This window comes from Cellulosimicrobium sp. SJTW-1, from assembly GCF_047716875.1.
Taxonomy (GTDB): domain Bacteria; phylum Actinomycetota; class Actinomycetes; order Actinomycetales; family Cellulomonadaceae; genus Cellulosimicrobium; species Cellulosimicrobium funkei.
The window spans coordinates 4060504-4073084 of the sequence record NZ_CP136680.1 but is presented as its reverse complement, the minus strand read 5'-3'; the positions used below and the strand labels follow the sequence as shown (position 1 = coordinate 4073084).

Sequence of the window (12581 nt, the reverse complement as noted above, 5' to 3'; positions counted from 1 at the left end):
CGCCGGCCGGAGCCGGGTCCGGGGTGGTCACGGCACGCTCACCTCCGTCTCGTGCAGCGGCTGCGACCGCGGGACGCGCAGCCGCACGAGCGTGCCCGAGCCGGGCGCGGTCTCGATGTCGAGCGCGTGGTCGTCGCCGTAGAGCTGGCGGACGCGCGTGTCGACGTTGCGCAGGCCCACGTGCGTCGTGTCGCGCGACGTGAGGAGCTCACGCACGACGGCCGGGTCCATGCCGACGCCGTCGTCCTCGACCGTGATCTCCGTCTGGGTGCCCTCGTCGCGCGCGGTGATGACGATCGTGCCGCCGTGCTCGCGCGGCTCCAGGCCGTGGCGCACCGCGTTCTCGACGAGGGGCTGCACGGAGAGGAAGGGGATGACGGCCGTCAGCGACTCCGGCGCGATCTGCAGGGTGACGGCGAGGCGCTCGCCGAACCGGGCGCGCTCGAGCTCGACGTAGGAGTGGATCGAGCGCAGCTCGTCGGCGAGGGTCGTGAAGTCGCCGCGCCCGCGGAACGAGTAGCGCGTGAAGTCGGCGAAGTCGAGCACGAGGTCGCGCGCCCGCTCGGGGTCGGTGCTGATGAACGACGCGATGGCGCCGAGCGCGTTGTAGACGAAGTGCGGGCTGATCTGGGCGCGCAGCGCGCGGAGCTCGGCTTGCGCGAGCGCCGTGCGCGACGCCTCCAGCTCGGCGAGCTCGAGCTGCGCCGCGCACCACTGCGCCACCTCGCCCGTCGCGCGCACGAGCGGCGGCCGCACGGTGTCGGCGAACGCGACGACGACGCCGGCGACGCGCCCGCCCGCGACGACGGGCGCCCCGACGGCGTCCTCGACGTCGCCGCTCTCGACGTGGCGCCGCCCCGTGGCGAGGACGCGCTCGGCGACGCGCCGCGCGTCGGGCTCGAGCGTCGAGCTCCCGTCGAGGGCGACCGCCCCGTCCGCCGTGACGACGGCGAGCGCGTCGGCGCCGAGGAGCTGGCGCAGGGAGCGGGCCGCGCGGCCGACGTCGTCGCCGTCGAGCCCGTCGCGCAGGTGCGTCGCGGCGCGCGACGCGAGGTGGAGGGTGCGGAACGTCGCCCGGTCGGAGTCGCTCCCGAGCTCGCGCGACCCGCGCGCGAGCCGCCAGGCGAGCACGAGCCCGAGGGTGAGCAGGACGCCCACGACGAGACCGGCGGCGGCGCCGGCGAACACGGGCCCGGACATGCAGTGATCGTATCCAGCGCGGCGTCACCCGCCCCGGTGGGCAGGTAAGGTTAGGCGACCCTATCCCACGACGGAGGAACCTCCTGTGCCGATCTCCCGGACCACGTCGAGCCCGCGCGTGCGCCGCAGCGTCACCACCACCGCCCTCGTGCTCGCCGCGACCCTCCTCGCGGCGTGCTCGTCCGACCCCGAGCCCGCGGCGACCGGCGCGCCGGCGCCGGACGACACCGCGACGGGGTACGCCGTCGAGCACGCGCGGGGTACCGCCGAGCTCGACGCGGCGCCGCAGCGCGTCGTGACGCTCGAGCCCGTCGAGACGGACACCGCCGTCGCGCTCGGCGTCGTCCCCGTGGGCGCCGCCGTGCTGAGCGTCGAGGCGGGCGTGCCCGCGTACCTCGGCGAGGAGGCGCAGGCGATCGAGGTCGTCGGCACCGTGCCCGAGCCGAACCTGGAGGCCATCGCGGCGCTCGAGCCGGACCTCATCCTCGGTACGGAGTCGCGCCACTCCGACCTGTACGACCAGCTCGCGAGCGTCGCGCCGACCGTCTTCATGGCGACCCAGACCGACCCGTGGCAGGAGAACGTGCTCCTCGTCGGGCGCGCGCTCGGCCGGGAGTCGGACGCCCAGGCCCTGCTCGACGCCTACGACGCGCGGTGCGCCCAGCTCCAGGAGGACTACGACGTCTCCGGCGCGGCGCAGCTCCTGCGTCCGCGCGACGGCATCGTGTCCGCGTACGGGCCGCGGTCGTTCGCGGGCAGCACGCTCGAGTGCGTCGGGTTCACGACGCCGGAGCAGGAGTGGGGCGAGGACATCTCCGTGGACCTGTCCCCGGAGCGCGTGACCGAGGCCGCCGCCGACCTCGTGCTCGTCTCGGCCGCCGACCCCGACGACGCGTCCGCGGTGCCCGCGGAGATCCCGCTCAACGCCGCGTCGTTCCCCGACGTGCGCGTCGTGGACCAGTCCTCCTGGATCAGCGGCGTCGGGCCGCTCGGCGGGCAGGCCGTGCTCGACGACGTCGAGCGCTTCCTGCAGGACCGTGCCGGCTCCTGACGCGGCGGCCGGGCCTCCGGCGACCGCCGGGAGCCCGGCCGGGTGCCGGTTCCACCGGTCGCCCAACGTGCTCTTCCCGACGAGGGTCGCGCGCGTGCACGACGTCGGCCCGCGCCTCGTGCGCGTGACGCTCGCCGGGCCGGACCTGGTCGGGTGCGCCGACGTCGGGCTCGACCAGCGCGTGAAGATCCTGCTGCCGGGGCCAGGCGCGGACCGCCTCGCGCGCCGGGCGCGCCTCGCGGACGAGAGCACGTGGCGCCACGAGTGGTCCGCGCTCGACGACGACGAGCGCCCCGTCATGCGCTCGTACACGCCCGTGGCCGTCCGGCCGGAGGTCGCCGAGGTCGACCTCGACCTGTACCTGCACGAGCCCGCGGGCCCGGCGAGCGCCTGGGCGCGGCGGGCGGCGGTCGGGGACCGCGTCCTGCTGTCCGCGCCGCACGCGCGGTACGGCGTGACCGACCACGGCACGCAGTGGGACCCGGGGCCCGCCGTCGGGCACGTGCTCCTCGTCGCGGACGAGACGTCCGCGCCCGCGGTGCGCGGGATCCTCGCGAGCCTCGGCCCCGACGTCCGGGCGCACGTGCTCGTCGAGGCCGACGACCCGGCGGACGCCCCGCTCGGTGACGTGCCCGCGACCGTGCACGTCGAGCGCGTGCCCCGCGCGCGACGCCGGGGCGCCGAGCGGGCGGTGCTGGGCGCCGTCCGCGACTGGGTCGCGGAGCACGGCCGGTCCGCGGCCTCTGCGGGTGACGGCTTCTACGCGTGGTGCGCGACGGAGAGCGCCACGGTCGCGCGCGTCCGGGCCGAGCTCGTGGCGGCGGGCGTGGCGCGGTCGCGCGTGCACGCCCAGGGCTACTGGCACGACCGCGCCCGGCCGGACGCGTCGGTCAGACGAGGAACGCGACCATGACGACGAACGCGACCAGGAAGAACAGCAGCACGCCGACCCCGACGAGCAGGCCCAGCGCGACCGGGTGCGCCTGACGCCACGGCACGAGCCGGGGGTCCATCGCCCGCAGCTGCACGGGAGTGACCGGCTGGTGGACCGGGTTGAGGGGGACGCCGCGGTGCGCGAGGTCGAGCGCGACGGCCGAGAGCTGGTCGCGGTCCCACATCTGCCCGACGAGCAGGGCGAGGCGCTTCGTCGGCCCCACGACGATGAGGTGGTGCGTCGGCGTCATGCCCCCGAACCCCATGCTGTCGACCGTGACGACGCGCTCGATCTCGGCCACCGTGAACCGCCGCGGTCGGCCCCAGCCCTGGACCGTCACCGACCCGTCGCCGAACGTGACGCGGGAGCGGTCGGTGAAGCGGCGCGCGAGCACGTACGTCAGCGGGATCATCGCGAGCACGACGCACGCGTACCCGAGCGCGAGGGCGAGGTTGCGCGTGCTGATCCCCAGGGAGACCGCCGTGAGCCCGAGGATCGGCACGAGGACCGCGGCGAACGTGAGGTTGGCGCGCACCACGCGGCGCTTGGCGTCGTCGTGCAAGGTCAGCTCCGTCACGGGCGGCATCGTCCCACGGCACCGCGCCCTCGCGCGGGGCGGCCCGCCCGGGCGGTGCAAGGTTCGCCCACCGGGCGACACGATCGAGACATGACCCGACGACGTCCCCTGCCCAGGACGACGGCCCTCCCGGTGCTCGCCGTGGCGCTCCTCGCGTCGTGCGCCGGGCCGGGCGCCGACGCGCCCCTCCGCCCGGGGGAGACGGCCGGGCCGGCGCCGACGACGGCCGCACCCTTGCCCGACGGCACGGCGCCCGCCACCGCGGGCGACCTGGTCGGCCGCTGGCAGCCCGGGACCGACTACGTGACGGACCCGCACGTCGTCCTCGCGGAGGACGGCTCGTGGACCGGGACCGACGGGTGCAACGTCGCGGACGGCACCTGGCGAGTCGGCGCCGAGGGGCGCCTGGTCGTCACCTCGGGCGGGCACACCGAGATCGGCTGCGAGGGCGAGCCGGTGCCGGATCTCCTGGCCCGCTCCTCCCGCGCCGGGCTCGACGGTGCCGTGCTCGTGCTGGTCGACCACGACGGCGTCGAGCTCGCGCGGCTGGAACGGGGCTGACTCTCGTACCGCCCGTCCTGGGCTACCGGTAGGCGTCGGCCCGGTAGGCCATCCGCATCACGGTGACCAGACGCTGGTCGTCGTCGATGCGGACCAGGACGCGGAACCCGATCCCGACGTACCCGGCGCGCTGGCCGGCGAGCTCGGCCCCGAGCGCCTTCGTCACCCGGTAGGGGTTCGACGCGAGTGGTTGTCGCAGAAGTGAATCACGGCATCGGCAGGCGTGGCGGGAGCGGGTGGAGCGTGCGGCCGGTGGGCTCACGCGCACCTCTCACCGACCATCGGCGTCGGTCACCGACGCGAGGCCAGCTGCTCGCGCACCTCGGCGAGGCGCAGGCTGCGGCCCCGCGCCACCGCCCCCTCGGCCTCGGCCATCTCGGCCGCGTGGTCAGGGTCGGACAGCCATGCCAGAGCCTCCATGAGCGTCGCGAGGTCTTCCGACGCGATCAGCACCGCCGCCGCCTTCCCGTGACGGGTGATCGTCACCGGTTGGTGGGTGCTCTCCACCTCGTCGACCAGGGCGGAGAGGTTGGTCGTCGCTTTGCTCAGGGGGTATGTCCGCACCCCTGGATTCTCGGTGATCTGCCGACTCGACGTCTCGCCCGAGAGCGAGACGGGGATCGTCATGCCCGGGTAGGTAAGGGTGCTCAGGAGCCGCGGAACAGGCGCTTGCGCGACCGCGGGTGGCCGGGGGAGCCGGCCGGCAGGTCGTAGGCGCTCGTCCACACCGGGACGTCGTCGGGCGGGAGCGCACCGGCGCGGACCGCGGCCTCGTGCAGGTGCCGCGCGACGGCGCCGAAGCTCTCGCGGCACGAGAGCTGGCCCTCGACCAGGGAGAGCGTGACGACGGTGCGGTGCGCGGCGCCGTCGGGCTGGACCGTAGCGACGCCCCGCCCGTGCGAGAAGAACGCCGCCGCACGCGGGGTGACGAGGCGGAGCACGTCGAGGTCGTCGAGGAAGAACGCGCGGGCCGCGCCCCCGACCTCCCACAACGACGCGCCCTCGCGGTGCGCGACGTCGGACGCCCGGCGCTTCCAGCGCAGCGCGCCGAACGCGGCGGCGACCCACCTGGCCGCCGTCACGGGGTCGGTGGCGAGCACGAGGGTGCACGCGGAGAACGTGCCCCGCGGCGGGTCGGACGTGATGCGGGCGGGAGGGCGGGCCACGCCCGTCACCGTGGCCCGCGGAGGTCGGGCCCCTCGCCGAGGGCGGCGAGCGCCCGCAGCAGGACGTCGTGACCGGACCGTGCGGCCCCGGGCAGCCAGGCGGCGAAGACCGCGCCGAACGCGAGCGGGAGGAGCGCGACGAGCCACGGGACCCCGTTCTGGTAGACGGCGCCCAGGGTTGCGATCCCGGCGGCCGCGGCGAGCCAGATCGCCACCAGCACGAGGTCCAGCCCGCTCGGGGCGACCGTCCCGCGCACGCGGACGCCGTCGGGCTCCTCGGTGAGCCGGGCGCGCAGCACGCTGTGCCCGCTCGCGTGCGCGCCGGGGGCCCAGCGGCGGGCGACGAGCACGTCGTCGCGCACGCGGACCCGGACCTCCTGCCCGCGGCGGGGCAGCTCCGCGGCGCGCTGCCGGACGTCGGCGACGGAGACCCGCGGCAGGAGCAGGTCGAGGGGGACGCGGAGCACGGCGCCGAGCCTAGGCCGTCAGCAGCAGCGCGACCCCGGGTTGGCGTCCTGCTCGGCGTGCCGCATGCGCCAGAACTCGCGCTCGGTCATGACGACGCCCCCCGGGTGCACCGCGCGCTGGTGCGCGGCGTAGGTCGCGTACGCGTCGTCGCCCATCACCTGCCGCACGTACCAGCGGACGTGGGCCGCGCCGTCGTGCACGCGGGCCGCCGCGGTGCGGAGCCCCGCCACGACGGTCGCACGGACCGTCGTGGCGGGACCCTGCGTCCCGTGCCGCACCGTCACCGGTGCCCCGTCGCGGCAGGGCGCTTCTCGGGCGGCAGCGCCGCCCACTCCTTCTGGATCGCCTTCTCGGCCTTCGTCGCGAACAGGTCGGCCGGGGCGAACCGGCGCGACGCGACGGGCGGGTCCTCGTGGTTGGCGCCGCCGCCGTCGCGCAGCGCCTTCGCGGTCACGAGGACCGACGCGACGATGACGACGATCGCGAGGACGACGAACACGATCGAGAGCGTGCCCTGGACGAACGTGTTGCGGACGACCGCCTCCATCGCCTCGACCGAGCCGGCGGTGCCGAACGACGTCTCGCCGGCGGCGAGCGCGTCCTTGAACGCGTTGTGGTTGGCCCAGTACCCGACCGCGGGGACGGGGGAGAAGATCTTCTCGATCGACGCCCAGATGGTGATGACCGCGGTGAACGCGAGCGGCGCCGCCACGATCCACAGCCAGCGCTGGTAGCTGCGCCCGCGCTTGGCGACGATCGCCAGCACGACGGCGAGCGCGATGGCCGCGAGGAGCTGGTTCGCGATGCCGAACAGCGGGAAGAACGTGTTGATCCCGCCGAGGGGGTCGGTCACGCCGAGGTAGAGGATGCTGCCCCACCCGGCGACCATGATCGCGGTGCACAACCACACGCCCGGCCGCCACGTGACGTCGCGGAACTTCGGCGACACGTTGCCGAGGGTGTCCTGGAGCATGAATCGCGCGACGCGCGTGCCGGCGTCGACGGCGGTGAGGATGAACAGCGCCTCGAACATGATGGCGAAGTGGTACCAGAAGCCCATCATCGCGGTGCCGCCCACGAGCTGCTGCATGATGTGCGCGAGGCCGAGCGCGAGCGTCGGGGCGCCGCCCGTCCGGGACACGATCGACGGCTCCCCGACGGCCTCCGCGGTCGACGTGAGCATGTCCGGCGTGAGGTTGACGCCCATGAGGCCGAGCCCGTTGACGAACGCGACCGCGCCCTCGACCGTGCCGCCCGTGGCGGCGGCGGACGAGTTCATCGCGAAGTAGATGCCGCGGTCGATGGAGATCGCGGCGACGAGCGCCATGATCGCGACGAACGACTCCATGAGCATGCCGCCGTAGCCGATGAAGCGCGTCTGGCGCTCCTTCTCGACGAGCTTCGGCGTCGTGCCCGACGCGATGAGCGCGTGGAAGCCGGACAGCGCGCCGCACGCGATCGTGACGAAGAGGAACGGGAACAACGCCCCGGACACGACCGGGCCCGTCTCGCCGCTCGCGAACTCGCTGATCGCGGGCACCGTGATCTCGGGCCGCACGACGATCACCGCGACCGCGAGGACGACGATGACGCCGACCTTCATGAACGTCGAGAGGTAGTCGCGGGGCGCGAGCAGGAGCCACACGGGCAGGACGGCGGCGACGAAGCCGTACACGATGACGCCGACCGCGATGGTCGTGCGGTCGAGGTGGAAGAGCTCGGCGCCCCACGCGGTGTCCGCGATCCAGCCGCCGCCGACGATCGCGGCGAGCAGCAGCACGAAGCCGATGACCGAGACCTCGGTGATCTTCCCGGGCCGGATGTACCGCAGGTACACGCCCATGAACAGCGCGATGGGGATCGTCATCGACACGGAGAACACGCCCCACGGGCTCTCGCCGAGCGCGTTGACGACGACGAGCGCGAGGATCGCGACGATGATGATCATGATGAGCAGCGACGCGACGATCGCGGCGGTGCCGCCCACGCGGCCGAGCTCCTGGCGCGCCATCTGGCCGATGGTCCGCCCGCCGCGGCGCATGGAGAAGAACAGGACGAGGTAGTCCTGCACCGCGCCGGCGAGCACGACGCCGACGATGATCCAGATCGTGCCGGGCAGGTAGCCCATCTGCGCGGCGAGCACGGGACCGACGAGCGGGCCCGCGCCGGCGATCGCGGCGAAGTGGTGACCGAACAGCACGTGCCGGTCGGTCGGGACGTAGTCCTTGCCGTCCTCGCGGGCCTCGGCGGGCGTGGCGCGGCGGTCGTCGGGGCGCGTGATGTAGCGCTCGATGACCTTGGAGTAGAAGCGGTACCCGATGAGGTACGTGCACACGGCGGCGAACACGAACCAGATCGCGTTCACGGTCTCGCCGCGGACGACCGCGAGCATGACCCACGCGATGCCGCCGAGCAGGGAGATCGCGGCCCACAGGGCGATCTTCTGCGGCGTCCAGCGGGTGCGCGTCTGTGCCCCGGGAAGTTCCTCGGGCACCGCGGTGGGGGGCAGGGACGGGTCCGGCACGATCTCCGGGTCGTCGTCCGCGGCGTTCCGCGCCGCGCGGGTGTCTGTCGTCATCGAGCCTCTCCAGGGTCGCGTCGTTGCGGTCCGACCACGGAAGGCTAGGAACCGCGGCGGACCGTGATCCACGTCACGGCGGCGGGCGGTCGAGGTGTGCGACGAACGGTGGTCGGTGTGCGACGAACGGCGCGTTCGTCGCGCGTGGTGGCGCTCGTCGCGCTGTCCTGGGCACGTGCCGCCGGGCGGGCGACGCCGCCGCGCGGACCCCTGAGCGGAGGGCTAGTGTCCTGCCGTGGCCGACGACGGCGCGGAGGGCAAGGGCAGCAGGTCGTTGCGGGAGACCGTGACGGTCGTGCTGCTCGCCGTGACGGCCGTGCTCACCGCGTGGAGCGGGTTCGAGGCGAGCAAGTGGGGCGGCGAGATGTCGATCGCGTTCTCGCGCGCGTCGACCCAGCGCATCGAGGCGTCGACGCAGCGCGCGCACGCCGACACCGCCCGGTCGATCGACCTGCAGGTCTTCAGCCTGTGGCTGGAGGCGTACGCGACCGGGGACACGGAGCTGGAGGAGTTCACGCGCGCGCGGTTCACCGACCACTTCCGGCCCGCGTTCGACGAGTGGCTCGCGTCCCGCCCGCTGCAGAACCCCGCGGCGGCGCCGAGCCCGTTCGCGCTCGACACGTACGTCCCGCCGGGAGAGGTCGAGGCCGCCGCGGCGGACGAGCGGGCCGACGCCCTCTTCGCGCAGGCGCTCGTGAACAACCAGCGGGGCGACAACTACACCCTCACGACCGTGCTCTTCGCGCTCGTGCTGTTCTTCGGGGCGTTCGCCGGCCGGTTCCGCTCCGAGCGCGCCTCGTGGGCGATGGTCGGGCTCGCGTGCGTGGTGCTCGTCGTGGGCGTGGGTTTCCTCCTCACCTTCCCCAAGATCGTCTGACGCCCTCGGCCGTGGCCCGCGCCGCCTCGTAGCCTGGGGCGGTGCAGACGCTGACGACGCCCCGACTGACCCTCCGCCCCTGGCAGCCCGACGACGCCGACGCCGTCCTCGACATCTACTCCCGCTGGGACGTGATGCGGTACGTCGGGACGACGCCGCGCGTCCTGGAGCACCGGGACGAGGCGCTCGCGCGCGTCGCCGCGTGGGCCGAGGTCGACGACGGCACGCACGGCGTCTGGGCGGTCGTCCCGCGCGAGGACGACGGTGCCGGTCTGCCGGACGGCGCACCCGTCGGGACGATCCTGCTCAAGTCGATCCCGGCGTCGGGCACGGGCGAGCCGCTGCAGCCGTCGGGCGACACGGAGATCGGGTGGCACTTCCACCCCGCCGCGTGGGGCCGCGGGTACGCGTCGGAGGCGGCCTCGGCCGTCCTCGCGCACGCGTTCGCGCGGGGCCTCGACCGGGTCGTCGCCGTGACGCACCCCGACAACGCGGCGTCCCAGGCGGTGTGCCGACGGATCGGCATGACCCCCCGCGGCAGGACCGACGCGTACTACGGCGTGACGTGCGAGCTGTTCGACGTCACCGCGGCGGAGGGGGCACGGGCGGCCCGACCCGCGTGAGGCGGCGGACCGCACCGAGGACGTCGACGTCGTCGTGCGGCTCGGTGTCGAGCGCGCGGTGGATCGTCATGCCCTCGATGAACGCGTCGAGCACGCGGCATGTCGCGGGGTCGAAGTGGCGGCCCAGCGCGGCGCGGCTGCGACGCATCCAGTCGTTGGTGAGCGTCCGGTAGGCCGGGTCCCGCGCCGCGAGCGTGTAGAGCTCGTGCGACAGGACGAGGTCGCGCTGCGTCGCGAAGACGTCGTGCGTGATGAGCGTCGTGACGGCCTGGACGGCCTCCTCGGGCGTGCGCGCGTCGCCCATGCGGCGCTCGAACTGCGCGGCGGCCTCGCGCGTGAACCGGCCGAACGCCTCGCGCAGCAGGTCGTCCATCCCGGCGAAGTGGTACGTCATGGAGCCGAGCGGGACGTCGGCCGCCGCCGCGACGCGCCGGTGCGAGGTCCCTTCGACCCCGTGCTCCGCGATCACGTCGAGGCACGCGTCGATGATGCGGTCGCGGCGCTCCGGGTCGTGGCGGCGCGCGCGGCCCGTCGGGCCGGGAGGCGCGGGGGTCTCGGTCACGGGTCAGATGTTCTCGCGGATCACGCGCGCCGGGTTGCCGACGGCCACGACGTTCGCGGGCAGGTCGCGCGTGACGACGGACCCCGCGCCCACGACGGTGTTGTCGCCGATCGTCACGCCCGGGCACACGATGACGCCGCCGCCGAGCCACACGTTGTCGCCGAGCGTGATGGGCTCGGCGGCCTCGAGCTTGTCGCGCCGCGGCTGGGGGTCGACGGGGTGCGTGGGGGTGAGGAGCTGGACGTTCGGCCCGAGGAGGCAGTCGTCGCCGATGGTGATCGCCGCGACGTCGAGCGCGGTGAGCCCGGAGTTGACGAACGTCCGGTCGCCGAGGTGCACGTTGCTGCCGAAGTCCACCGCGAGCGGGGGCTTCACCGACGCGCCCTCGCCGAGCGAGCCGAGCAGGTCCGTGAGGATCGCGCGGGCGCCGTCGTCGTCGCCGTCGAGCACCGCCCGGTGGTAGGCGTCGACGAGGCGCAGGCCGCGCTGGACGCCGCGCGCGATCTCCGGGTCGTCGGCGACGTAGAGGTCGCCCGCGGCCATGCGCTCGTAGCTGGTGCGGTCGTCGCCGGCGAAGTAGTCGGTGGTCATGCGCTGGTCTCCTGGTACTCGAGGGTGCGGTCGTGGGGGGAGGGGTGGTGCGGCGAGCTGGTGGCGCGGCGCGGTGCGAGGACGCCGGCGAGCAGCACGACGACGACGCCCGCGAGCGGGAGCACGAGCAGGCCGGTCCGCAGGCTCGTGGCGTCGGCGACGAGCCCGACGATCGGCGGCGACAGGAGGAACCCGAGCCGCATGAGCCACGAGACGAGCGTGAGGCCCGTGCCCGCGCGCAGCCCGGAGAGCTCGTCCGCCTGCTGCATCGCGGCCGGGACGAGGGTCGCGACGCCGAACCCGGCGGCGGCGAACCCGGCGATCGTGCCTGGCACGGAGGGGAACGCGAGCGCGAGGCCCGTGCCGAGCGCGACGAGCGCGCCCCCGGTCCGGGCGACGGCGCGCTGACCGAAGCGGTCCACGAGGCGGTCCCCGACGAGGCGCCCGACGAACTGGGCGCCGACGAGCGCGACGAAGCCGGCGGCGGCGAGCGTCGCGGGGGCGCCGAGCGACCCGGACAGGTAGACCGCGGCCCACGTGCTGCCCGCGTCCTCGACGAGGGTGCCCGCGACGGCGACGGCGACGAGCACGAGCGCGGCGAGGACGGCGGCCGTGCGGCCCCGGGACGCGCGCGCGAGGGCCGCTCCGGCCCCCGCGGGCTCCGCGCTCGCCGGGGCGCCTGCTGCCGCACCCGCCTCGGCCTCGGCCGGGACGGCGTCGGGCGCCTCGCCGTCGAGCCCAGGCAGGCACCAGCGCAGCGCGACGAGCGCGACCACCGCGAAGAGCGCGCCCGTGATCGCGAGGTGGACGCCGAGGGGCAGGCCGAGCGCGATGGCGGCGGCCGCCATGCCGCCGCCCACGACGGCGCCGACCGACCACAGCGCGTGGAAGCCGTTGATGATCGAGCGGCCGTACCGGCGCTGCACGCGCAGGCCGTGCGCGTTCTGCGCGACGTCGGTGAACGCGTCCATCGCCCCCGCCGCGAACAGCGCGACGACGAGCAGCGGCAGGGCAGGCGCCAGGCCCGCGAGCAGCAGCCCGGCCGCGGTGAGCACGGTGCCGGCGACGGCGACGCGCGCCGACCCGAACCGGCGGACGAGCGCCGCGGCGGCGAGCCCGGCGGTGATGGCCCCCGCGGGGAACGCCGCGACGGCGAGCCCGTACGTGGCGTTGCCCAGGTCGAGCCCGGCCTTGATCTCGGGGTACCGCGGCACGAGGTTCGCGAACAGCGCGCCGTTGGTGAGGAACAGCGCGGCGACGGCGACCCGCGCACGCCGGACGTCCGGCGCCGGGCCCGCGAGGATGGGGGGCGGCATGCGGACGATCGTACACACGATGTGTACGCCCGTACACATCCCCGCGGGGTCGGGGCCGTGGTCTGCGCCTAGGCTGG

At 75.0% G+C, this 12581-nt stretch carries 16 protein-coding genes; 5 read left to right on the top strand and 11 right to left on the bottom strand.

Going from position 1 to position 12581, the window contains the following annotated elements; translation table 11 throughout:
• Window positions 1–27: 27 nt before the first annotated feature.
• The gene (locus RSE42_RS18320) at window positions 28–1200 is read right to left on the bottom strand and encodes a sensor histidine kinase (protein ID WP_034653820.1); all 1173 of its coding nucleotides are present in this window, start codon (window positions 1198–1200) and stop codon (window positions 28–30) included.
• Window positions 1201–1285: 85 nt separating this feature from the next.
• Here RSE42_RS18320 and RSE42_RS18315 point away from each other — a divergent pair, with 85 nt between their 5' ends.
• Window positions 1286–2251, top strand: coding sequence for an ABC transporter substrate-binding protein (locus RSE42_RS18315; RefSeq protein WP_415297484.1), 966 nt, complete (start codon window positions 1286–1288; stop codon window positions 2249–2251).
• A 94-nt stretch (window positions 2252–2345) separates the two neighbouring features.
• Window positions 2346–3164 carry a siderophore-interacting protein gene (locus RSE42_RS18310; protein ID WP_415297483.1) on the top strand — a complete coding sequence of 273 codons (819 nt, stop codon included), beginning with the start codon at window positions 2346–2348 and terminating at the stop codon, window positions 3162–3164.
• Here the strand turns inward: RSE42_RS18310 and RSE42_RS18305 are convergent.
• Window positions 3142–3762, bottom strand: a complete 621-nt coding sequence (locus tag RSE42_RS18305) for a hypothetical protein (protein ID WP_061269082.1) — start codon at window positions 3760–3762, stop codon at window positions 3142–3144. The two genes, RSE42_RS18310 and RSE42_RS18305, sit on opposite strands and share 23 nt — an antisense overlap.
• Window positions 3763–3852: 90 nt before the next feature.
• Between RSE42_RS18305 and RSE42_RS18300 the strand changes: the two genes are divergently transcribed.
• Window positions 3853–4323, top strand: a complete 471-nt coding sequence (locus tag RSE42_RS18300) for an META domain-containing protein (RefSeq protein ID WP_168944959.1) — start codon at window positions 3853–3855, stop codon at window positions 4321–4323.
• Window positions 4324–4345: 22 nt separating this feature from the next.
• On the opposite strand, the gene RSE42_RS18295 is transcribed toward RSE42_RS18300, so the two are convergent.
• The 6 genes from RSE42_RS18295 to RSE42_RS18270 form a co-directional block, all read right to left on the bottom strand.
• On the bottom strand, window positions 4346–4489 hold the full coding sequence (locus tag RSE42_RS18295; protein WP_415297482.1) for a type II toxin-antitoxin system RelE family toxin: 144 nt from the start codon (window positions 4487–4489) through the stop codon (window positions 4346–4348).
• Window positions 4490–4614: 125 nt separating this feature from the next.
• The gene (locus RSE42_RS18290; RefSeq protein ID WP_415297481.1) at window positions 4615–4950 is read right to left on the bottom strand and encodes a type II toxin-antitoxin system Phd/YefM family antitoxin; all 336 of its coding nucleotides are present in this window, start codon (window positions 4948–4950) and stop codon (window positions 4615–4617) included.
• Window positions 4951–4970: 20 nt separating this feature from the next.
• A complete protein-coding gene (locus RSE42_RS18285; RefSeq protein WP_415297480.1) occupies window positions 4971–5489 on the bottom strand; it encodes a hypothetical protein in 519 nt (172 codons plus the stop codon).
• Between the two features lie 5 nt (window positions 5490–5494).
• Window positions 5495–5956, bottom strand: a complete 462-nt coding sequence (locus tag RSE42_RS18280) for a hypothetical protein (protein ID WP_415297479.1) — start codon at window positions 5954–5956, stop codon at window positions 5495–5497.
• Window positions 5957–5974: 18 nt separating this feature from the next.
• The gene (locus RSE42_RS18275) at window positions 5975–6241 is read right to left on the bottom strand and encodes a YbdD/YjiX family protein (RefSeq protein WP_415297478.1); all 267 of its coding nucleotides are present in this window, start codon (window positions 6239–6241) and stop codon (window positions 5975–5977) included.
• The gene (locus tag RSE42_RS18270) at window positions 6238–8535 is read right to left on the bottom strand and encodes a carbon starvation CstA family protein (RefSeq protein WP_043654433.1); all 2298 of its coding nucleotides are present in this window, start codon (window positions 8533–8535) and stop codon (window positions 6238–6240) included. The genes RSE42_RS18275 and RSE42_RS18270 overlap by 4 nt, the downstream gene beginning before the upstream one ends.
• 235 nt (window positions 8536–8770) lie before the next feature.
• Here RSE42_RS18270 and RSE42_RS18265 point away from each other — a divergent pair, with 235 nt between their 5' ends.
• Together RSE42_RS18265 and RSE42_RS18260 are read left to right on the top strand one after the other, a co-directional pair.
• A complete protein-coding gene (locus RSE42_RS18265) occupies window positions 8771–9412 on the top strand; it encodes a hypothetical protein (RefSeq protein ID WP_415297477.1) in 642 nt (213 codons plus the stop codon).
• A gap of 41 nt (window positions 9413–9453) precedes the next feature.
• Entirely contained in the window at window positions 9454–10035 is a 582-nt protein-coding gene (locus RSE42_RS18260; RefSeq protein WP_021481589.1) for a GNAT family N-acetyltransferase, read from the top strand.
• Here RSE42_RS18260 and RSE42_RS18255 read toward each other — a convergent pair.
• Genes RSE42_RS18255 through RSE42_RS18245 form a run of 3 tightly spaced genes read right to left on the bottom strand, consistent with a single transcriptional unit; the run spans window position 9995 to window position 12504 of the window.
• The gene (locus RSE42_RS18255) at window positions 9995–10597 is read right to left on the bottom strand and encodes a TetR/AcrR family transcriptional regulator (protein WP_085387039.1); all 603 of its coding nucleotides are present in this window, start codon (window positions 10595–10597) and stop codon (window positions 9995–9997) included. The two genes, RSE42_RS18260 and RSE42_RS18255, sit on opposite strands and share 41 nt — an antisense overlap.
• Before the next feature lie 3 nt (window positions 10598–10600).
• Window positions 10601–11188: a sugar O-acetyltransferase gene (locus RSE42_RS18250; RefSeq protein ID WP_061268962.1), complete on the bottom strand. Its 588-nt coding sequence runs from the start codon at window positions 11186–11188 to the stop codon at window positions 10601–10603.
• On the bottom strand, window positions 11185–12504 hold the full coding sequence (locus RSE42_RS18245) for an MFS transporter (RefSeq protein ID WP_415297476.1): 1320 nt from the start codon (window positions 12502–12504) through the stop codon (window positions 11185–11187). The genes RSE42_RS18250 and RSE42_RS18245 overlap by 4 nt, the downstream gene beginning before the upstream one ends.
• Between the last annotated feature and the right edge of the window lie 77 nt (window positions 12505–12581).

Bases quoted from the DNA above. Each gene is read 5' to 3' on its own strand.
- RSE42_RS18320 (WP_034653820.1), bottom strand. From the start codon at position 1,200: ATGTCCGGGCCCGTGTTCGCCGGCGCCGCCGCCGGTCTCGTCGTGGGC.
- RSE42_RS18300 (WP_168944959.1), top strand. From the start codon at position 3,853: ATGACCCGACGACGTCCCCTGCCCAGGACGACGGCCCTCCCGGTGCTC.
- RSE42_RS18290 (WP_415297481.1), bottom strand. From the start codon at position 4,950: ATGACGATCCCCGTCTCGCTCTCGGGCGAGACGTCGAGTCGGCAGATC.
- RSE42_RS18270 (WP_043654433.1), bottom strand. From the start codon at position 8,535: ATGACGACAGACACCCGCGCGGCGCGGAACGCCGCGGACGACGACCCG.
- RSE42_RS18250 (WP_061268962.1), bottom strand. From the start codon at position 11,188: ATGACCACCGACTACTTCGCCGGCGACGACCGCACCAGCTACGAGCGC.
- RSE42_RS18245 (WP_415297476.1), bottom strand. From the start codon at position 12,504: ATGCCGCCCCCCATCCTCGCGGGCCCGGCGCCGGACGTCCGGCGTGCG.